Annotated in this window: 14 protein-coding genes; 11 read left to right on the top strand and 3 right to left on the bottom strand. The window is 72.6% G+C overall.

The annotated features are described in order from the left end of the window. Positions 1-24: 24 nt before the first annotated feature. From ABZT18_RS04595 to ABZT18_RS04575, 5 genes are all read left to right on the top strand, one after another. Entirely contained in the window at positions 25-867 is an 843-nt protein-coding gene (locus tag ABZT18_RS04595; RefSeq protein WP_354995261.1) for a polysaccharide deacetylase family protein, read from the top strand. A gap of 11 nt (positions 868-878) precedes the next feature. Beyond that, positions 879-2,123, top strand: a complete 1,245-nt coding sequence (locus tag ABZT18_RS04590; protein ID WP_354995260.1) for an MFS transporter — start codon at positions 879-881, stop codon at positions 2,121-2,123. 64 nt (positions 2,124-2,187) lie between these two features. Then, entirely contained in the window at positions 2,188-3,132 is a 945-nt protein-coding gene (gene thrB, locus ABZT18_RS04585; protein ID WP_354995259.1) for a homoserine kinase, read from the top strand. A 298-nt stretch (positions 3,133-3,430) separates the two neighbouring features. Beyond that, complete coding sequence (gene rho, locus ABZT18_RS04580) at positions 3,431-5,581, top strand: transcription termination factor Rho (RefSeq protein ID WP_354995258.1); 2,151 nt, start codon at positions 3,431-3,433, stop codon at positions 5,579-5,581. A gap of 153 nt (positions 5,582-5,734) precedes the next feature. Beyond that, entirely contained in the window at positions 5,735-9,211 is a 3,477-nt protein-coding gene (locus ABZT18_RS04575) for a phosphodiester glycosidase family protein (protein ID WP_354995257.1), read from the top strand. A 43-nt stretch (positions 9,212-9,254) separates the two neighbouring features. Here ABZT18_RS04575 and ABZT18_RS04570 read toward each other — a convergent pair whose 3' ends face one another. Then, positions 9,255-10,151 carry an AAA family ATPase gene (locus ABZT18_RS04570; RefSeq protein WP_354995256.1) on the bottom strand — a complete coding sequence of 299 codons (897 nt, stop codon included), beginning with the start codon at positions 10,149-10,151 and terminating at the stop codon, positions 9,255-9,257. A 275-nt stretch (positions 10,152-10,426) separates the two neighbouring features. Between ABZT18_RS04570 and rpmE the strand changes: the two genes are divergently transcribed. Continuing rightward, positions 10,427-10,651, top strand: a complete 225-nt coding sequence (gene rpmE / locus ABZT18_RS04565) for a 50S ribosomal protein L31 (RefSeq protein ID WP_030333150.1) — start codon at positions 10,427-10,429, stop codon at positions 10,649-10,651. Positions 10,652-10,784: 133 nt separating this feature from the next. Continuing rightward, positions 10,785-11,873, top strand: a complete 1,089-nt coding sequence (gene prfA / locus ABZT18_RS04560; protein WP_354995255.1) for a peptide chain release factor 1 — start codon at positions 10,785-10,787, stop codon at positions 11,871-11,873. A 123-nt stretch (positions 11,874-11,996) separates the two neighbouring features. Here prfA and ABZT18_RS04555 read toward each other — a convergent pair whose 3' ends face one another. Then, positions 11,997-13,544, bottom strand: coding sequence for a GGDEF domain-containing protein (locus ABZT18_RS04555; protein ID WP_354995254.1), 1,548 nt, complete (start codon positions 13,542-13,544; stop codon positions 11,997-11,999). A gap of 72 nt (positions 13,545-13,616) precedes the next feature. Between ABZT18_RS04555 and prmC the strand changes: the two genes are divergently transcribed. The 4 genes from prmC (at position 13,617) to ABZT18_RS04535 (ending at position 18,045) form a co-directional block, all read left to right on the top strand. After that, positions 13,617-14,564 (top strand): peptide chain release factor N(5)-glutamine methyltransferase, encoded by a 948-nt coding sequence (gene prmC, locus ABZT18_RS04550; protein ID WP_354995253.1) that lies wholly within the window; start codon positions 13,617-13,619, stop codon positions 14,562-14,564. Further along, positions 14,564-15,211 carry an L-threonylcarbamoyladenylate synthase gene (locus tag ABZT18_RS04545; protein ID WP_354995400.1) on the top strand — a complete coding sequence of 216 codons (648 nt, stop codon included), beginning with the start codon at positions 14,564-14,566 and terminating at the stop codon, positions 15,209-15,211. Before prmC ends, ABZT18_RS04545 begins: the two co-directional genes overlap by 1 nt. Beyond that, positions 15,212-15,823 (top strand): phosphotyrosine protein phosphatase, encoded by a 612-nt coding sequence (locus tag ABZT18_RS04540; RefSeq protein ID WP_354995252.1) that lies wholly within the window; start codon positions 15,212-15,214, stop codon positions 15,821-15,823. A 107-nt stretch (positions 15,824-15,930) separates the two neighbouring features. Beyond that, positions 15,931-18,045: a transglycosylase domain-containing protein gene (locus ABZT18_RS04535; protein ID WP_354995251.1), complete on the top strand. Its 2,115-nt coding sequence runs from the start codon at positions 15,931-15,933 to the stop codon at positions 18,043-18,045. Positions 18,046-18,250: 205 nt separating this feature from the next. On the opposite strand, the gene ABZT18_RS04530 is transcribed toward ABZT18_RS04535, so the two are convergent. Next, a complete protein-coding gene (locus ABZT18_RS04530) occupies positions 18,251-19,714 on the bottom strand; it encodes an SDR family oxidoreductase (protein WP_354995250.1) in 1,464 nt (487 codons plus the stop codon). Positions 19,715-19,725: the final 11 nt, after the last annotated feature.

Below are 19,725 nucleotides of genomic sequence, written 5' to 3'. Positions count from 1 at the left end.
CATACTCCTGGTAGGTGTATGGGGGTGCGGGTGGAACAGGGCGGGCGGATGACCGAGGGCGCGCGCGGGTGGGGGCGTCGCGACCTGCTGCGCCGCAGCCTGCTGGTCGCCGGTGGTGTGGCCATCGGCGCGGGAACGTCGGAGGCGTGGTGGAGGACCAATCGTCGGATTCCGCTCGCCGGCGGCCCGGCCAGTGCCACCCTCGGTAACGGGCACCAGGGCGTCGGCTCCGGCGCAGTGGAGGTCGTCTGGTCGGGACCGACCAGACAGCGACTGGTGGCGCTCACCTTCGACGACGGCCCGGCACCACAGTGGACTTCGATGGTGCTGGACACCCTCGCCGAACACCGGGTCCCGGCCACCTTCTTCATGGTCGGGGCGCAGGTCCGGCGGCACGCCGACGTCGTCCGCGATCGGCTCGTGGGGCACGAGGTGGGCAACCACAGTTGGGAACACCGGGACCTGGCCGCAATGGACGCCACCGAGGCGTACGACGACCTGCGCCGCAGCCACGACGCGATCGCCGAGGTGACCGGGAGCCCGCCCCAACTGCTTCGCCCGCCGTACGGCCACCTGGGTGGGGCGGTGCTGCACGCGGCGGCCCTGCTGGACTACCGGCTGGTGCTCTGGACGCTGCAGATGGTGGAGCGCGAGTTTCCCGGCGATCCGGCCGGCCACGCCCAGCGGATCGTGGCCGGTGTCCTACCGGGAACCATCGTGCTCGGGCACGATGTGGGGGCGCGGCGGCGGCTGGTCGGGCTGCGCGGCCTGCCCGACATGATCAACGGGCTGCGGGCGCGTGGCTACACCTTCGTCACCGTCTCGGCGCTGCTGCGAGCAGGCGTAGGCCCGACTCCAAGCGGGTAGGGTGCCGCTCCGTGGCGTCCACCCTCTCGGTCCTTACCGGCAATCGGAGCTTTCGCAACCTCTTCCTCGCCGAGCTGGTGGTCTTCGGGGCCGACTGGTTCGTCATGGTGCCGCTGCTGGTGCTGCTGCCGCACCTGACCGGCAGCGGAGTCTGGGGTGCGCTGGTGTTGGCGGTGGACACCGGCATCGTGGCGCTGCTGCTGCCGTACACCGGCACGATCGCCGACCGCTTCGACCGGCGGAAGATCATGATCGCCGCGAACGTGGCCGCGCTGGCGGGCGTGTTGCTGCTGCTCGGCGTGCGGGGCGCCGGAACGGCGTGGCTGGCGCTGGTCGCGATCGGCGTGGTGGCGGTCGCCAAGGCGTTCTACTCGCCGGCCGCCCAGGCCGCGCTGCCCAACGTGCTGGAGCCGCATGAGCTCGCCGCCGGTAACGCCGTGGCCGGCTCGGCCTGGGGCACCATGACGGTGGTCGGCGCCTCGCTCGGCGGCGTCCTCAGCACCGTTGTCGGCCCGTACGCCTGCTTCTGGGTGGCGGCGGTGGGCCTGGCACTGGCCGCGGGCATCGCCACGCGGATCCGTCGGCCGTTGCAGGCGCCCCGGGACGCCGCCCGACCGGCCCAGCGGACCTGGGCGGCGGTCCGCGAGGCGCTCGGCTACATCGGGCACCGGCCCCGGGTGCTCGCGCTGGTCACGGTGAAGTCGGCGGTCGGCCTGGGCAACGGCGTGCTGACCGTGTTCCCGTTGCTGGCCGGCGTGTACGGCGTCGGCCCGCTCGGCGCTGGGCTGCTCTTCGCGGTGCGCGGGGCCGGGGCGTTGGTGGGGCCGATCCTGATGCGCCGGGTGCTGACCAACCGGGCCTGGCTGCTGCCCGGGCTCGCGCTGTCCATGTCGCTCTACGGCCTGTCCTACCTGGGCGCATCGGTGGTCCGTTGGTTTCCGCTGGTGCTGCTGCTGGTCTTCCTGGCGCACTTCGCGGGCGGCAGCAACTGGGTGATGTCGAACTTCGCCCTGCAGGGCGAGGTTCCGGACCGGTTGCGTGGGCGCGTCTTCGCCACCGACATGATGCTCGCGACGCTGGCGATCTCGGTGAGCCAGCTGGCGGTGGCCCTGGTGGTGGACGTGGTCGACGAACGGGTGGTGCTCGCCGGCTGCGGGCTGGTCACCCTCGTGTACGCGGTCGGCTGGCGGATCGCCACCCGCCGGCTCTCGCTCACCGACCCGGCCGCGGAGCCGGTTCCGGAGCCGGCCGGCTGACTTCGACGATCCCAGGCTGCGGACGCGGGAGCGGATCGTCGGTGCCGAGCCCTAGCATGGGCGCGTGCCGACGAACTTCACCGCCGGACCGGTTCGTGTCCGGGTTCCCGCGACCAGCGCCAACCTTGGCCCGGGCTTCGACGCGCTGGGCCTCGCCCTCGGGCTCTACGACGACCTGGCCGCCGAGGTCGCGCCGGGTGGGGTCCGGGTGACGGTGACCGGGCAGGGAGCCGGCGAGCTGCCCGACGATGACCGGCACCTGGTGGTGCGGGCCATGCGGGCCGCCTTCGACCTGCTCGGCGCCCACCCCGAGGGGTTGCGCCTGGAGTGCGTCAACCGCATCCCCCAGGCGCGAGGGCTCGGCTCCTCGTCCGCCGCGATCGTCGCCGGGGTGCTGCTGGCCCGCGCCCTGGTCACCGACGGCGAGCATCGGCTGGACGAGGCAGGCGTGCTCCGGCTGGCCGCCGAGATCGAGGGCCATCCCGACAACGTCGCGCCGTGCCTGCTCGGCGGCTTCACGGTGGCCTGGTCAGACTCGACGGGCGCCCGGGCGGTGTCCCTGCCGGTCGCCGACGGGGTGCGGCCCACCGTTTTCGTGCCGGCGGAGCGCGGGTTGACCGCGACCGCGCGGGCCGTGTTGCCGGCCACCGTGCCGCACAGCGACGCCGCGCTGACCGCCGGGCGGGCCGCATTACTGGTGCACGCTCTCACCGCCGACCCGACCCTGCTGCTGCCGGCCACCGTCGACCGGCTCCACCAGGAATACCGCGCAGCCGGGATGCCAGGCACATCATCCCTGGTCAGCGCGTTGCGAGCGGCGGGTGTGGCGGCTGTGGTCAGTGGGGCGGGTCCGACTGTGCTGGCGCTCAGCGAGCCCCCGGCGAGCTTCCCGACGGGAACAGACTGGCAGATCTGGCAGTTACCGATAGACGTCAGCGGTGCGCGGGTCGCCCGGGGTAGACTTGGACACGCCGAGCGGGACCCTGTTGCCGCAGGTCGGAAGAGTTGATTACGCTCTAGACCTAGCACAGCCGCGAAGCACGCGATCTCCCTGCGGGTCGGCGCACCCCCGAAGCTGTCGGCGGTCAGCCCGTCACCCCTGCCAAAGGCCCACGCCGCACCGCAGTTTCCACAGGTCGCCGCAGACGGCGAGACCTGCTCACCGATTTTGGTGAGTCGGGATACCGACCGGCTGCTGTGTCACAGACTCCCGCGACGCGTCCTTGCGAGGCGGGTGCACCGAGGCCGCCCGGCCACCTAAGTTCCGACTCCGGGCAGTCCCGGCCTTTATCGAGGGAAGGAATCCATTGAGCGACACCACCGACGTGACGTCGGATGTTTCCAACGTCGCCGGCGATGCCACCGCCGCCGCTCCCGCGCGTCGTCGGCGTAGCGGCACCGGTCTGTCGGCGATGCTGCTGCCAGAGCTGCAGAGCCTGGCTGCGTCGCTCGGCATCTCCGGCACGGCTCGCATGCGCAAGGGCGAGCTGATCGCCGCGATCTCCGAGCGGCAGGGCGGCAACGCCGCCGGCACCCCTCGACCGCGGGCCGAGGTCGCGGCCGCGGCTGCATCCACCCGTGAGGGGGTACGCGCCGACGTGCGGGAGACCGCCGACCGGCCGGCAGCCGAGGGGCGCAGCGCCGAGCAGGCGCCAGCCGCCGAGCCGACAGAGGGCCGCAGTCGCACCCGGCGGAGCCGGACCACAGCGGCCGAGGCGCGTCCGACTGAGGAGCGTCCCGCGGAGGCGCGTCCGACTGAGGAGCGTCCTGCTGAGGCGCGTCCCACAGAGGCGCGTACCGAAGAGGCGGAAGCCGGCGAGCGGGCCGACCGTGGCGAGAACCGCCGGGAGCGCGCCGAGCGTCCGGAGCGTGCCGAGCGTGCCGACCGGGGCGAGCGTCCGGAGCGCGCCGAGCGTGCGGACCGGGGCGAGCGCACCGAGCGTCCGGAGCGGGGCGAGCGTGCCGACCGGGGCGAGCGTGCCGACCGGGGCGAGCGTCCGGAGCGCACCGAGCGTGCGGACCGGGGCGAGCGTGCCGATCGGGGCGAGCGTCCGGAGCGCACCGAGCGTGCGGACCGGGGCGAGCGTGCCGATCGGGGCGAGCGTGCCGAGCGCAACGACCGTCCTGAGCGCAACGACCGTAACGACCGCAATGACCGTGGTCAGCGCGTGGAGCGGGACAGCGACGAGGACGACGGCGAGGGTGGCGGCCGGCGCGGCCGGCGCAGCCGTTTCCGCGACCGTCGCCGTGGGCGCGGCGAGCGCACCGAGACCGGTGCCGACACCGGTGGACGTGAGCCGCAGGTCAACGAGGACGACGTTCTCGTTCCGGTGGCCGGCATCATCGACGTGCTCGACAACTACGCCTTCGTACGGACGACCGGTTACCTGGCCGGCCCGAACGACGTGTACGTCTCGATGTCCCAGATCAAGAAGTACGGCCTCCGCCGCGGTGACGCGATCACCGGTGCGGTGCGGTCGGCCCGTGAGGGTGGCAACACCGGCGATCAGCGACGGGACAAGTACAACCCGCTGATGCGGCTGGACACCATCAACGGCATGGAGCCGGAGGAGGCGCGGCGCCGGCCGGAGTTCTACAAGCTCACCCCGCTCTACCCGCAGGAGCGTCTGCGGCTGGAGACCGAGCCGCACATCCTCACCACCCGGGTGATCGACCTGGTCATGCCGATCGGCAAGGGCCAGCGGGCGCTCATCCAGTCTCCGCCCAAGGCGGGTAAGACGATGGTGCTCCAGGCGATCGCGAACGCGATCACCCGGAACAACCCGGAGTGCCACCTCATGGTGGTGCTGGTGGACGAGCGGCCCGAAGAGGTCACCGACATGCAGCGGTCGATCAAGGGCGAGGTCATCGCGGCCACGTTCGACCGGCCGCCGCAGGACCACACGACGGTGGCGGAGCTCGCGATCGAGCGGGCGAAGCGCCTGGTCGAGCTGGGCCACGACGTCGTCGTGCTGCTCGACTCGGTGACCCGGCTCGGTCGGTCGTACAACCTGGCGGCGCCGGCCAGCGGCCGGATCATGTCGGGTGGTATCGACTCCACCGCGCTCTACCCGCCGAAGCGCTTCCTCGGTGCGGCCCGCAACATCGAGAACGGCGGCTCGCTGACCATCATCGCCACCGCGCTGGTGGAGACCGGGTCCATGGCGGACACGGTCATCTTCGAGGAGTTCAAGGGCACCGGTAACGCGGAGCTGAAGCTGGACCGGAAGATCGCTGACAAGCGCACCTTCCCGGCCATCGACGTCAACCCGTCCGGTACCCGTAAGGAAGAGGTCCTGCTCGCCCCTGAAGAGCTGGCCATCATCCACAAGCTCCGCAAGGTGCTGCACTCGCTGGACTCGCAGGCCGCCATGGACCTGCTGCTGGACCGGCTCAAGAAGTCCCGCACCAACATCGAGTTCCTGATGCAGATCGCGAAGTCGACGCCGGGGGAGTAACCCTCCCCGGGTGACTGACGACGAAGGGGTGCGGCCGTCATGGCCGTGCCCCTTCGTCGTGCCGGAGGCCGGAGCCCGCCATCGGTGGAATTTTCCTTCAGTTCAGTCCTGGAGTCTTGAAACTTCTATTCACTGCCGGGTTGACTGTGGTCCATGCGTACCCGCAGACAATCCGCCCGTCGCACCGGCGTCCTGCTGCTGTCGCCGCTGCTCGCCCTGGCCGCGCCGTTACCGGCCGCCGCCGCGCCTCCGGCCCCGCCCGTCGTGGCCTCGTCCACCATCCCTGAGGATCTGCCACCCGCATCGTCCCGGCCGGCCGGCTCGGTCAGCCTGGCCGCCGACCCCGCAGCCGCGACCTCTCCGACCGCCGCCGCGGGTGGTCTGGAGCCGTCCGGCGGTCTGGAAACCACGAAGTCCACCCGGCCGGTCGCGCCGGGCGTTCAGCTCACGTCCTTCGACCGGTACGACGCCGACGGCTGGCTGCGCGCCGACGCGCTCACCACCGACCTCGCCGGCGACTCGACCGTCGACTACGTCAACTCTGGGGCGGTCAGCCGGGCCGAGCCACTGCGGAAAGCGGTGGACGACTCGCGCGCGGTTGCTGCCGTCAACGGTGATTTCTTCGACATCAACAACTCCGGGGCCGCCCAGGGCGTCGGCGTCCGCGACGGCGAGCTGGTCCAGTCGGCGGTCAGCGGTCACCGCAACGCGGTGGCGATCACCGCGAACGGGCTCGGCCGGGTGATCGAGGTGAACTTTGACGGAAGCGCCACCCTTCCCACCGGGCCGGTCCCGCTGACGCAGTTCAACAACATGGTGCAGGCCGACGGCATCGGCGCGTTCACCGAGCTGTGGGGCACGTACTCCCGGCAGCGTGCCGTGGAGGGCGCGGCTCGCGTGGTCGAGGTCACCGTGACCGGCGGTCGGGTGGCCACGGTGACCGGTGTGGCCGGCAGCGGCCCGATCGTCGCCGGCAGCACCGTGCTGCTCGGCCGCGACGCCGGCGCGGACGCGCTGGCCGGGCTGCGCCCCGGTGACCCGGTGACGGTGGCCTGGCGGCCGAAGCCGTCCGACGGCAGCACCCTGCACGTTGCGGTCGGGGGCGGCAACGTCCTGGTCCGCGACGGAGTCGTGCAGAGCATCGCCGACCCGACGCTCGCCCCGCGCACGGCGGTCGGGTTCAGCGCCGACGGTCGGAAAATGATCATGCTGACGGTGGACGGGCGTCAGGTCGACAGCCGCGGCGTGACGCAGACCGAGATGGGCCGGATGATGGCCGAGATGGGCGCCCACCACGCGCTCAACCTGGACGGCGGCGGCTCGTCCACGCTGCTGGCCCGGGAGCCGGGCGCGCCGGCCGTGCAGGTGGAGAACGGCCCCTCCGACGGCAGCGAACGGGCCGTGCCCAACGGCCTGGCCATCTACGCGCCGAAGGGCAGCGGCCGACTCAAGGGCTACTGGATCGAAACGGCGAGCGACCCCACCGCCGCCCCGGGAGTCTCACCTGTGCGCGGTGGCCGGCCGGATCGGGTGTTCCCCGGGCTGACCCGCACCCTCACCGCTGCCGGCTACGACGAGACGTACGGTCCGGCGGCCGGTGAACCCGCCTGGCGGGCCACCCCGGCGGTACGCGGCCGGGTCGATCGCGACGGGGTGTTCCACGCTGGCACACCGGGGCCCAGCACGGTCACCGCCTCGCGCGGCCGGGTTACGGGCTCGCTGGGCCTCACCGTGCTCGGCCCGCTGGCCCGGATCGGCACCACCGCACAGCGGGTCGGTCTGACCGGCCCGGACGGCAACGCCCTGGTCGGCGTGGTGGGGTATGACGCCGAAGGCAACACCGCGCCGATCGAGCCGGCCGACATGACCCTCGACTACGACCGGGACCTGCTGCGCGTCACCCCGACCGGAGACGGCAACCTGACCGTCACCGCGTTGCGGGACACCGGCTCCGCCCTGGTAACCGTTCACGTCGGACGCCGGAGCACCGTCCTGCCGGTAACCGTCGGGCTGACCGACGTTCCGGTGGCCGGCTTCGACGACGCCGCGTCCTGGCGGTTCAGTCAGGCCCGGGCCAGCGGATCGGTCGCGCCGGCGCCGGGGCACACCGGCACCGGCCTGCGGATGTCGTACGACTTCAGCCAGTCCACCGGCACCCGGGCCGCGTACGCCGACCCGCCCGCCTGGATCGAGGTGCCCGGCCAGCCGCAGGCCTTCGGGATGTGGATCCACGGCAACGGCACCGGGGAGTGGCCCAGCCTGCACCTGCACGACGCCCAGGACACCCAGCACGTCCTGCGCGGTCCGCTGATCACCTGGACCGGTTGGCGGTACGTGGAGTTCGCGGTGCCGGCCGGAGTGCAGTACCCGCTGCGGGTGCGCCGCATCTATGTGGCCGAGACGAACGCCGCCGCGCAGTACACCAGCGAGGTGATCATCGACGACCTGGTGGCGAAGGTGCCGCCCACGGTCGACGTGCCGGCGGTGGCCCCGCGTACCGATCAGGTGGTGGTCCGCGACGGCACGGTGGACGGCGCGCCCTGGCGGTTCGCGGTGCTCTCCGACGCCCAGTTCGTCGCGGCCGACCCGGACAGCGACCTGGTCGCCCAGGCTCGGCGGACACTGCGCGAGGTGCGGGCGGCCCGGCCGGACTTCCTCCTGATCAACGGCGACTTCGTGGACACCGCCTACCCGGCGGACTTCGCGCTGGCCCGGCGGATCCTCGACGAGGAGTTGGGCGATGCGCTGCCCTGGTACTACGTGCCCGGCAACCACGAGATCATGGGGGCTCCGATCAGCAACTTCGAGGCCGCGTTCGGTGCCACCTCACGGGTGTTCGACCACAACGGCACCCGGTTCGTCACGCTGAACTCGTCCACCGGGACGCTCCGCGGCGGCGGCTTCGACCAGGTACGGATGCTGCGCGAGACGCTGGACGCGGCGGCCACCGACCGGCGCGTCGGCTCGGTCGTCGTCCTGCACCACCACCCGGCCCGCGACCCCAGCCCGGCGCAGGCCAGCCAGCTCGGCGACCGCAAGGAAGCGGCGCTGCTGGAGCAGTGGCTGGCCGACTTCCAGCACCGCACCGGCAAGGGTGCGCTGTTCGTGGGCGGGCACGTGGGCACCTTCCACGCCGACCGGGTGGACGGGGTGCCGTACGTGATCAACGGCAACTCGGGCAAGGCGCCGTCCACCCCTGCCGACCAGGGTGGTTTCACAGGATGGACGGAGTTCGGCGTGGACCCGGTGACCCCGGCCGAGGCCGACCGGGCCCGCCGTGACCCGCTCGCCGAGGGGGCACGCTGGGTGGACGCGGAGTTCCACGCGCACGTCGACCGGCTCACGGTGACCGCCCCGGCCAGCGTCGCGGTCGGCGCCCCTGCCGAGGTCACCGCCACGCTGACCCAGCCCGGCGGGCGTCCGGTCCCGGTGGCCGCACCGGTCAGCGCGGACTGGTCGGCCCCCACGGCGGTCCACATCGGCGCGGCGGCGGGAGTGCGGCCGTGGCACACCGCCCGCTTCGACCCGGCCACCGGCACGCTGACCGCTCTGCGGCCCGGCGCACCGATACGCCTGACGGTCACCGTCAACAACGTCCGCGCCGAGGCCACCGTCGCTATCACCCGCTGAGGTGTGGGCCCTCGCTATCGCTGAGAGCGAGGGCCCACACACCTCAGAAGTCGCCGTCGGCCACCTGGAAGACGGTGAGGCCGAGGGCTCGCCACATCTGGACCACCTGGACGCGGTCGTCGAAGACGCCGGCCACCCGGTAACGGTCCCGAATCTCCCGGTCGTAGATCTCCCGCTTGACGATCGAGTCCTTGCGGGAGTCGCCCACCGCGCGCAGGTGCAGGCCGAGGTAGGGAACGCGTACGTGCCGGGCCAGCCACGCCTCGGTGGCCGCGCGGGCGGAGGCGTCCCGCCCGGAGCAGAAGACCACCCCGTACCCGGCGGCGTGCATCGCCCGGACCGCCGCGATCACCGCTGTGTTCGGTTGGTCCTCGCCCACCCGGGTCATGTCGTAGGGGCTGCGTGAGACGGCCAGCGCGACGGTGCCGTCGATGTCCACCAGGACGATCTCCGGTGGCTCGGTCGACGGTGGGTGCACGATGGCGGGGGGTCCGCTGCGGGCCTGCGGCACCGGCAACGGCAGTGTCCGCCCCTCCAGGTACCGCTCGTGCAGGCGTCGAATCGCGTCCGCGCCGACCTGGTCGGCCGCCGGGCGAGCGGCGTCGCGCCGCAGGCACTCGGCCAGCGGCACGTCGGTGAAGTCGTGCACCTCGAAATCCGCGCCGTGGCGGGCGGCCAGGTCGGCCCATCCCCGCAGGGTCCGCGCGCGCAGGTTGGTGTCGTCCACGCACACGTCCGCCCGGGCCTGTAGCAGCGCCTCGACCTGGGCCCGCTGTACGACGGTCACCTGCGCCTCGGCCCACTGGGTGAAGAGGCGCTCGCCGTGCAGCATGCGGCGCAGATCGTCCCGGTTGACCCGCAGCACGGACGGCTGGAGCGTACGGGCGAATGTTGTCTTGCCCGAGGCGGGCAGCCCTCGGGTGGCGATCAGGCGGGTCATCGGCGCACCTCCGGCTCGACGGGCGTACCCCCTGGGGGGTACCCGGCGGTGGCCCGCCGGGTGGGCGAATGCCCGGCCGGGCGGCGGGAATGCGGATGGGGAGGCATGTGTTGACGATGCCGGACGAGGTGTGCGGCCCGATTACCGGGTCGGCTCAGGCCCATGGCACACTGGTCAATCGGCCACCGGTTCCGGTTCACGCCCGAGCCCGTCGCGTACGGCGCGACGGGCGGTGACGGCGACCCGGCGACCACCAACGAGAGGACCGAAGCGAGATGAAGGCAAACATCCACCCGGAGTACGTGACCACCGAGGTCAGCTGCTCCTGTGGCAACACGTTCACGACCCGCAGCACCGCCAAGGGCGGGGCGATCCACGCCGAGACCTGCAGCGCCTGCCACCCGTTCTACACCGGTAAGCAGCGCGTTCTCGACACCGCCGGCCGGGTCGCGAAGTTCCAGCAGAAGTACGCCAAGGTTCAGGCCAAGAAGGCGAAGTAACTCGTCGTTCGGCGCCCGCGTCCGGTTTTCCGCCGGACGCGGGCGCCGTCCGCGTTTCACCCAGTTTCCGCACGGCCGCCGGCCTTCCGGGCCGGCCTGACCGGCGCCGTACCGTCGAAGGAGCATCCGCAGCATGAGCAGCGAGCGTCTGGCTGGCCTCCTCGACGAGTACGCGGAGCTGGAAAAGCGGCTGGCCGATCCGGCCATCCACGCTGACCAGGCCACCGCGCGCAGGGTCGGCCGGCGGTACGCCGCGCTGGTGCCGCTGCACAAGGCCGCCGATGAGCTGGAGCAGGCGCGTGCCGATCTGGCCGCGGCTCGCGAGTTGGCCGCCGAGGACCCATCCTTCGCGGGCGAGGCGGATTCCATCGCGGCGTCCCTGCCGATGCTGGAGGAGCGTCTGGCCGAGCTGCTCATTCCGCGCGACCCGCACGACGCCAAGGACGTGATCGTCGAGATCAAGGCCGGTGAGGGTGGCGAGGAGTCGGCGCTGTTCGCCGGTGATCTGCTGCGGATGTACACGCGGTACGCCGAGCGGCACGGCTGGGTCACCGAGGTGATCGACGCACAGGATTCCGATCTCGGCGGGGTCAAGGACGTCTCGCTGGCGATCAAGACCAAGGGTGTGCCGGCGGGTGGCAACGGCGTCTGGTCCCGACTGAAGTGGGAGGGCGGCGTGCACCGGGTGCAGCGCGTCCCGGTCACCGAGTCGCAGGGCCGGATCCACACCAGCGCCGCCGGAGTGCTGGTGCTGCCGGAGGCCGAGGACGTCGATGTCACCATCGACCAGAACGACCTGCGCATCGACGTGTTCCGCTCGTCCGGCCCGGGCGGCCAGTCGGTGAACACCACCGACTCGGCGGTGCGGATCACCCACCTGCCGACCGGCATCGTCGTCTCCTGCCAGAACGAGAAGTCCCAGTTGCAGAACCGTGAGCAGGCGATGCGGATCATGCGGGCCCGGCTGCTCGCCGCCGCCCAGGAGCAGGCCGACGCCGCCGCCTCGGACGCCCGCAAGGCGCAGGTGCGCACGATGGACCGTTCGGAGCGGATCCGCACCTACAACTTCCCGCAGAACCGGATCACCGACCACCGGATCGGCTACACCGCGTACAACCTCGACCTGGCGCTCGGCGGCGAGCTGGACGGGGTCCTGGACGCCCTCACCGAGGCCGACCGCGCCGCCCGCCTGGCCGGCGACACCGAGCTAACCCGCCGCTAACCGCAGCGCCCCCGTCGCCCCCGTCGCCCCCGTCGATCATGGAGTTGTGGTGGGCGGATTGTTGCGTCATGAGACTTTTGTGCGGCACCACAACTCCTTGATCGACGCCAGCCGCGTGGGCGATCAGCTCGCGCGGGGGCGGGACTTGGCGCGGAGCATTTCCCGGTCGGCCTGCTCGAAGGCGACGCTGAGCGCGTCGCGCAGCCCGCTGCCGCCGGAGACCTCGGCGAAGCCGATGCTCACCCCGACCGGGGTCCCGGGCACCAGCGACTCCCAGTCCTCAAGTCGGACCGCCGCCTCGATCCGGCGGGCCACCTCGGCGGCCTCGGTCATGCCCGTGTCCGGCAGCACCACCACGAACTCGTCACCGCCGTAGCGGGCCACGAAGTCGCCCCGACGCATCACCCGGTTGATCACTCCGGCGATGCGTTGGAGCACCAGGTCGCCGGAGTGGTGCCCGTGCCGGGTGTTGACCGCCTTGAAGCCGTCCAGGTCGCAGACACCGATCACCACCCGCTTGCCTCGGTTGACCACGGCGGTGATGTACCGCTCCAGCCGGCGCCGGTTGGGCAGCCCGGTGAGTGGGTCGGTCAACGCCTCGCCCTCGAATCGCGCCGCCTCGCGCCGCATCTCCTCGTGGTCGATGCGGGCGGCGATGCCGTCGATGTAGACGTCACGCAGTCGGTCGTTGCGCTGGGCGGCGAGTCGGAACGCCAGCCGGTCGGCGCGGTGCGCCGCCAGGTGATCGCCGGCTCGGGCCAGCGCGATGCTGCGTAGTCGGGCCGGCTCGGCCGCCCCGAGCGTCTCGTTGGACACCTGGATCGTGTCCAACCGGGTGACCGCCTCGATCGGCCGCCCGTCGGCGACGGCGAGGCACACCTGCCCGAGCTGACGCATGTCGCGGGCGCGGGCGCTGTCCCCACCGTGGCTGATCAATCGGGCCGGCTCGGCATCCCCGTCGGTCTCCACCTGGTCACCGAGCGCGGCCTGCCGAGCCGCCGCGTAGCCGTACGCCGCGAGGCTGCTCGGGCGCAGCCGGCCGGCCCGCCCCGTGCGTACGAAGCGGGCCAGGTCGGCGGCCACGTCCCGGAGCACCCGTAGACAACCGTCGCTGTCGCCGTTGTGGTCCAGTGCCACGGCGTTGCGCAGCCGGATGCCCGGCGCGGCGAACGTCTCCTCCGGGATCCCGGCCGTCAGCCCGAGCTGCCGGGCCCGCTCGATGGCGCCCAGCGCGTACCCGTGGAAGCTGAGGTAGCTGTAGGCCATGGCCAGGTCGTGCCAGCCCCAGGCGGTGTCCCGGTCCGGATCTTCCACGGCGCCCAGCGCCCGGGCGGCTCTGACGAGGTGCGTGACGCAGCGGTCCAGTGCGCCCTGGTGGTGCGCGGCGAGCGCGGCCAGAGCGTTGAGGTGCCCGTGCAGGTACGGCTCGGCGAGGTCGCGGACCGCCGCGGACGCCTCCTCGATGGCCCGGGTGAACTCCGCGGTCCGGCCGAGATTGATCAGCGCGGAGAGGCGCTGCACCATCGCGTCCGCTCGCGCCGCCGGGTCGGTGGTGGTGCGGATCACATGCTCCAGCAGAACGTACGACTCTGCTGAACGGCTGGCCTCCTGCAGCGCCCGGGCGTGCGTGAGGGCATCAACCTGGTCATCGACCCGGTCGAGCCAGCCCACCCGCCAACCTCCCGTCGTGCGCGCCTGCGCGCACCGTTCGTCACGTCGCCCGCGACGCCTCATGATTATGTCGTGAGTACTCTGCCGCAACACCCCCCCGAAGGGACAGGCCCCATCCGCCCGTCCGCCGCGGTGGCCCGGGCAGCCCGCGCGCTCGCCGCCGCAGGGGTTGGCTCGGCCCGGGTGGAAGCCGAGCTGCTGGCGGCGTACGTGCTGGGGGTGCCCCGGGGTCGGCTGGCGCTCGCCGACGACCTCAGCGACGACCAGTTGGCGCGGCTCGACGGCCTGACGCGCCGTCGTGCCGGGCGCGAGCCGTTGCAGCACCTGACCGGTCGGGCCGGGTTCCGCCACCTCGAGCTGGCGGTCGGCCCGGGTGTCTTCGTGCCCCGGCCCGAGACCGAGCTGCTGGCCGGCTGGGGCGTCGAGCAGGCCCAGGGCCGGCCCGACCCGGTGGTGGTCGACCTGTGCAGCGGCTCGGGCGCGATCGCGCTGGCGGTGGCCCAGGAGCTGCCGCGGGCGCGGGTGATCGCGGTGGAGCGGTCTCCGGCGGCGCTGGCCTGGTTGCGGCGCAACGCGGCGGAGCGGGCTGCGGCAGGGGACCGCCCGATCGAGGTGGTCGAGGCCGACGTCACGGCGCCGAACCTGCTCGCCGACCTGGTGGGTCGGGTGGACGTGCTGCTCTGCAATCCGCCGTATGTGCCGGACGATGTGGTGGTCCCGCCGGAGGTGGCCGGGCACGACCCGGCGGAGGCGGTCTTCGGCGGCGCGGACGGCCTGGCGGTGATCCGGCCGGTCGTCATCCGGGCGGCGGCGCTGCTGCGCCCCGGCGGCGTGGTCGGCGTCGAGCACGACGACACGCACGGCGCGGCGGTGCCTGAGCTGCTCCGCGAGGGCGGCCAGTTCACCGCCGTCACTGAGCATCTGGACCTCACCGGCCGCCCCCGCTATGCCACCGCGTCCCGACGGGCGGACGGCCAGCACGCCCCGATCGGCGCGGCGTGGCAGACTGACTCCTCGTGATGCTCTACGACTGCCGGTCGCCCGCCGATCGGGACCGCGGCATTGCTGCGGCGATCGAGGCGGTCAAGAACGGCGAGCTGGTCGTCCTTCCGACGGACACCGTCTACGGGATAGGCGCGGACGCGTTCACCCCGTACGCGGTCAAGGCGCTGCTGGACGCCAAGGGCCGGGGCCGGCAGATGCCGCCGCCGGTGCTGATCGGCTCGCGACACACGCTGGACGGGTTGGTCTTCTCGCTGCCCACGGCCGCACGGGACCTCGTGGAGGCGTTCTGGCCGGGTGCGCTGACGATCGTGGTCGAGCACTCGCCGAGCCTGCAGTGGGACCTGGGCGACAAGTCGGGCACGGTCGCGGTGCGGATGCCGCTGCACCCGGTGGCGCTGGAGGTGCTGCGCGAGACCGGCCCGATGGCGGTCTCGTCGGCCAACAAGACCGGCCAGCCCGCCGCGGTGACCGCCGAGGAGGCGCGTGACCAGCTCAGCTATTCGGTGCGGGCATACCTGGAGGCCGGGCCCTGCCCGGACCCGGTGCCCAGCACGATCGTGGATCTGACCGGTGAGGTGCCGCGGCTGCTGCGGGCCGGTGCGATCCCACTGGAGAAGCTGCGCGACGTCGTGCCGGATCTCATCGACGAGCGGGGGGTCTGAGTGCCCCCGTTCACGGTTCTGCACGTCTGCATGGGCAACATCTGCCGCTCGCCGATGGCGGAGCGGCTGCTCGCCCTCGCGGTGCGGGAGCGGTTGACGCGGCGTGCGCAGGATCCGGGTGGGGCCGAGGAGTTGGTGCACAGCCACAGCGCTGGCACAGGTGGTTGGCACGCGGGCGAGGAGATGAACCCGCCGGCGGCGCGGCAGGTCACCGGCCGTGGTGGGGACGTGGAGGGCTTTGCCGCGCGCAAGCTGCGCTCGGATCACATCGACGCCGCCGACCTGGTCCTGACCGCCACGGCCGATCAGCAGGAGTACGTGGTGGCGCTGCGGCCGGACGCGGCGGCCCGCACGTTCGTGCTGGGTGAGTTCGGCAGGCTGCTGGCCGCGGTGGACGCCGCCGCGTTGCCGCCGGGCGAGGCGACCCCGGAGGCCGTGTACGCCCGGGGTGTGGCCCTGGTGGCGGCGGCTCACGACGCCCGGTTGGGCGCTTCGGCGCTGCCCACCGATGATCTGGACGACCCGTGGGGTCGCGGCGACCAGTGTTTCAGCCGGGTCGCTGACGAGATCGAGGAGACGGTCCACCCGCTCGCCGGCGCGCTGCTGCCCTGAACCTGGTGCGAGTTTCCCTCCGGGTTTGGGGAAAACCTGGGGCGAAAGGGGCGTTCCGGGTCATTCTGAACGGGTCCTAGCGTGACCGGCTCCTGCGGGGAGAGCTGATGATCCGGGCCCATCTCGACAAACTGCTGACCGTGGTGATCGCCGGCGTGCTGGCCGGATTGGTGCTGGCCGTGGCCGCCCTACCGGTGGCCCTGGTCTTCGGGATCGGCTTCAGTGCCCTGTCGACGCCCTACTCGGAGCTGCCGAACACGCTCCGCGCGCCGCCCACCGCCCAGCGCTCCAACCTCTACGCCAACGACGGCACCACCCTGATCACCTCCTTCTACCAGGAGGACCGAACGGACGTGCCGCTGCACGAGGTGGCCCCGGTGATGCGCCAGGCGATCGTGGCCGCCGAGGACGTCCGGTTCTACCAGCACAGCGGGGTGGACCTGCGGGGCGTGGTACGCGCGTTCACGGTCAACAGGCGCGACGGCCAGACCCGGCAGGGTGCCTCCACGCTGACCATGCAGTACGTCCGCAACGTGCTCAGCAGCGACGCTCGGTTGACCGAGCAACAGCGCCAGGCCGCCACCGAGCTCACCACCGTCCGCAAACTCCAGGAGATGCGGTACGCGCTCGCGCTGGAGAGGGAACTCGACAAGGAGGAGATCCTCACCCGCTACCTCAACATCGCCTACTTCGGCGCCGGGGCGTACGGCATCGCGGCGGCCAGCAAGCGCTACTTCTCCCGATCCCCGGCCGAGCTGACCCTGGCCCAGGCGGCGCTGCTGGCCGGCCTGGTCCGATCGCCGGACACCGACGACCCGATCAACGGCGACGCCGACAGCGCGCTGGCGCGGCGGTCGTACGTGTTGGAACGGCTGGTGGAGTCGGGGCAGGTCCCCGCGGACGCGGCGGCGGCGGCGCGGGCCGAACCATTGCAGCTACGGCCCAGCGAGACCCCGAACGACTGCACGGCGGTGCCCGAAGCGCACAACGACTGGGGCTTCTTCTGCGACTGGTTCACCCGCTGGTGGAGCAGCCAGTCCGCATTCGGGGCGACCGCTGACGAGCGGCAGCGCACGCTGCGCCGGGGCGGGCTCTCCATCGTGTCGTCGCTGGACCCGGGGGTGCAGCGGGCCACCACCGAGCAGGTGCTGAAGATCTATCAACCGACGAAAGCCCAGGCGGTGCCGACCGCGGTGGTCCAACCGGGCACCGGGCGGGTGCTGGCGATGTCGGTGAACCGCGCCTACAGCGTGAAGGGCAACCCCGTCGGGCAGAAGAACCATCCGAACACGGTCAACCAGTTGATCGCCGGAGGCGGCGCGATCGAGGGGTACCAGGGCGGCTCGACGTTCAAGCTCTTCACCATGCTGGCCGCGCTGGAGTCCGGCCTGCCGCTGTCGACCGACTTCGTGGCGCCGACCCAGCTGCTCACCCGCTTCCCGGCGACCGGTGAGGCGAGCTGCGACGGCCGCTGGTGCCCGGCGAACGCCAGCCCGTCGTCGATGGACGGCCCGCGCACCATGTGGAGCGCGTTCGGGCGCTCGGTGAACACCTACTTCGCCTGGCTCACCGAGCGGGTGGGCGCCGACCGGGTGGTGGAGATGGCCGAGCGGCTCGGCATCGTTCTGCGCGCCGACTCCGATGCCCGGCTGGCCCGGTACGAGGCGAAGGACTGGGGCGCGTTCACCCTGGGCGTGGCCGCCACCACCCCACTCGACCTGGCCACCGCGTACGCCACGGTGGCGGCCGAGGGAACCTGGTGCGCGCCGCTGCCGGTGGTCTCGATCACCGACGCGGGCGGACGGCCGGTCGCCGCCGCCAAGCCGAACTGCCGGCAGGTGCTCGACGCCGACGTGGCCCGCGCGGCCACCGACGCTGCCCGCTGCCCGGTCGGCGACCAGTCGATGTACGGGCGATGCGACGGTGCCACCGCACCCGATCTGCGCGCGAAGCTCGGCCGTCCGGTGGCGGGCAAGACCGGCAGCTCGGAGCGGTACGAGACGGAGACGGTGGTGGCGTTCACTCCGCAGCTCGTGGTCGCCTCGATGGCGGCGAACCCGGACGATCCCCGGGACGCGGTCGGTCAGGCGGTGCAGGCCCGAATGGTGAACGCGGTCGGCGAGGTGCTCTCCGCCGCCCTGCGCGACCAACCGGTACGCGACTTCGTCCCGCCGAGTGAACGCACCGCCCTCCAGGTCACCGGAGCCCGCACCGGCAACTAACCCACCCACCCACCCCACCCCCGCCCCCGCCCCCACCCCCGACTCAGTTGATCAAGGAGTTGTGGTGGGCGTTTGCTCCATACACGCCCCTTCTGCGCGGCACCACAACTCCATGATCGACGCGGGTGGGGTGGGGTGGGCGGGGTCGGGCGGGGTCGGGTGGGGTGGGCGGGCGCGGTGGGGCGGGGGGGTGGGGGGTGGGGGGTTAGGGGGTTTGTTCGGCGTTGCGGGCTATGTTGCGCGCCATTCCGCCGAAGACCACCGCGTGGAACGGGGCCACCGATCCCCAGTAGGCGTGCCCGGCCAGCCCGCGTGGCAGGAAGACCGCGCGTTGCTGGTAGCGGCTGCGGCCACCGTCGGTCGGCAGCACCCGCATCTCCAGCCAGGCCCGGCCGGGCAGCCGCATCTCGGCGCGCAGTCGCAGCAGCTCGCCCGGGACGATCTCCTCGACCCGCCAGAAGTCCAGCGCCTCACCGACCTGTAGGCGATGCGGGTCGCGCCGGCCCCGACGCAGCCCCACGCCGCCGACCAGCCGGTCCAGCCAGCCGCGGATCGACCAGGCGAGCGGGAACGAGTACCAGCCGTGTTCGCCGCCGACGCCCTCGATGACCCGCCAGAGCGCCGCCGGTGGAGCGTCCACCGCCTTCTCCCGGACATCGGTGTAGGCGGTGCCGCCGGACCAGTCCGGGTCGCTGGGCAGCGGCTCGGCGGGCGCGTCCGGGCCGCTGGCGGTCGACCAGCGGGTCTCCACCTGGGCGTCGCGCACCTTGGCGAGCGCCAGCGCCACCGCCTGGTCGAAGCCGGTCAGCCCGCCGGGTGGGTCGGGCACGTACCGGGCGATGTCGTGTTCGTGCGCGACCGCCTCGTGGATCAGGCTCTCCACCAGGGGGCGGGCGATCGCGTTCGGCACCGGGGTGATCAGGCCGACCCAGTGCGAGGAGAGCGACGGGGTGAGCGGGCGGACCGGCACGATCACGCGCCGGCGCAGCCCGGCCACCCGGGCGTAGCGCTGCATCATCTCGCTGAAGGTCAGCACGTCCGGCCCGCCGATGTCGAAGCCCCGGTTGACCTCTGGCGGCAGCTCACGGCATCCGGCCAGGTAGCGCAGCACGTCGCGGACCGCGATCGGCTGGATCCGGTTGCGGACCCAGCGTGGGGTGATCATGGCGGGAAGACGCTCGGTGAGGTAGCGCAGCATCTCGAACGACGCCGAGCCCGAGCCGATGATCACCGCGGCGCGGAGCACCGCCGTGGGCACACCGCTGGCCAGCAGGATCCGGCCCACCTCGGCCCGGGACCGCAGGTGCGGGGAGGGCACCTCCTCGTCGGACGCCGGCTCCGGGCCGCCCAGGTAGACGATTCGGCGTACGCCGGCCGCGCGGGCCGCCTCCGCGAAGTTGGTCGCCGCCGTCCGGTCAGCTGCCTCGAAGTCGGGCCGGCCCAGCGAGTGCACCAGGAAGTAGGCGACGTCCACGTCGGCGAACGCGGCGGGCAGTGTCTCCGGCCGGCTGAGGTCCCCCTCGACGATCTCGGCCGCCGAGGCCCAGGGCACGTCGCGCAGCCGGACCGCCTTGCGGGCCAGGCAGCGCACGGTGTGCCCGTCGGCGAGCAGCAGTGGCGTCAGCCGCCCGCCGATGTAACCCGTGGCTCCGGTGACGAGGCATCTCACGAGTCCCAGTG

Origin of the sequence: Micromonospora sp. NPDC005291 (assembly GCF_040607415.1) — a bacterium.
Taxonomy (GTDB): Bacteria; Actinomycetota; Actinomycetes; order Mycobacteriales; family Micromonosporaceae; genus Micromonospora.
This window is presented reverse-complemented; position numbering and strand designations above follow the sequence as displayed.

What these genes read in the sequence shown, in the direction of transcription:
- ABZT18_RS04575 (WP_354995257.1), top strand. Translation starts at nt 5,735, where the DNA reads ATGCGTACCCGCAGACAATCCGCCCGTCGCACCGGCGTCCTGCTGCTG.
- ABZT18_RS04570 (WP_354995256.1), bottom strand. Translation starts at nt 10,151, where the DNA reads ATGACCCGCCTGATCGCCACCCGAGGGCTGCCCGCCTCGGGCAAGACA.
- rpmE (WP_030333150.1), top strand. Translation starts at nt 10,427, where the DNA reads ATGAAGGCAAACATCCACCCGGAGTACGTGACCACCGAGGTCAGCTGC.
- prfA (WP_354995255.1), top strand. Translation starts at nt 10,785, where the DNA reads ATGAGCAGCGAGCGTCTGGCTGGCCTCCTCGACGAGTACGCGGAGCTG.
- ABZT18_RS04545 (WP_354995400.1), top strand. Translation starts at nt 14,564, where the DNA reads ATGCTCTACGACTGCCGGTCGCCCGCCGATCGGGACCGCGGCATTGCT.
- ABZT18_RS04535 (WP_354995251.1), top strand. Translation starts at nt 15,931, where the DNA reads ATGATCCGGGCCCATCTCGACAAACTGCTGACCGTGGTGATCGCCGGC.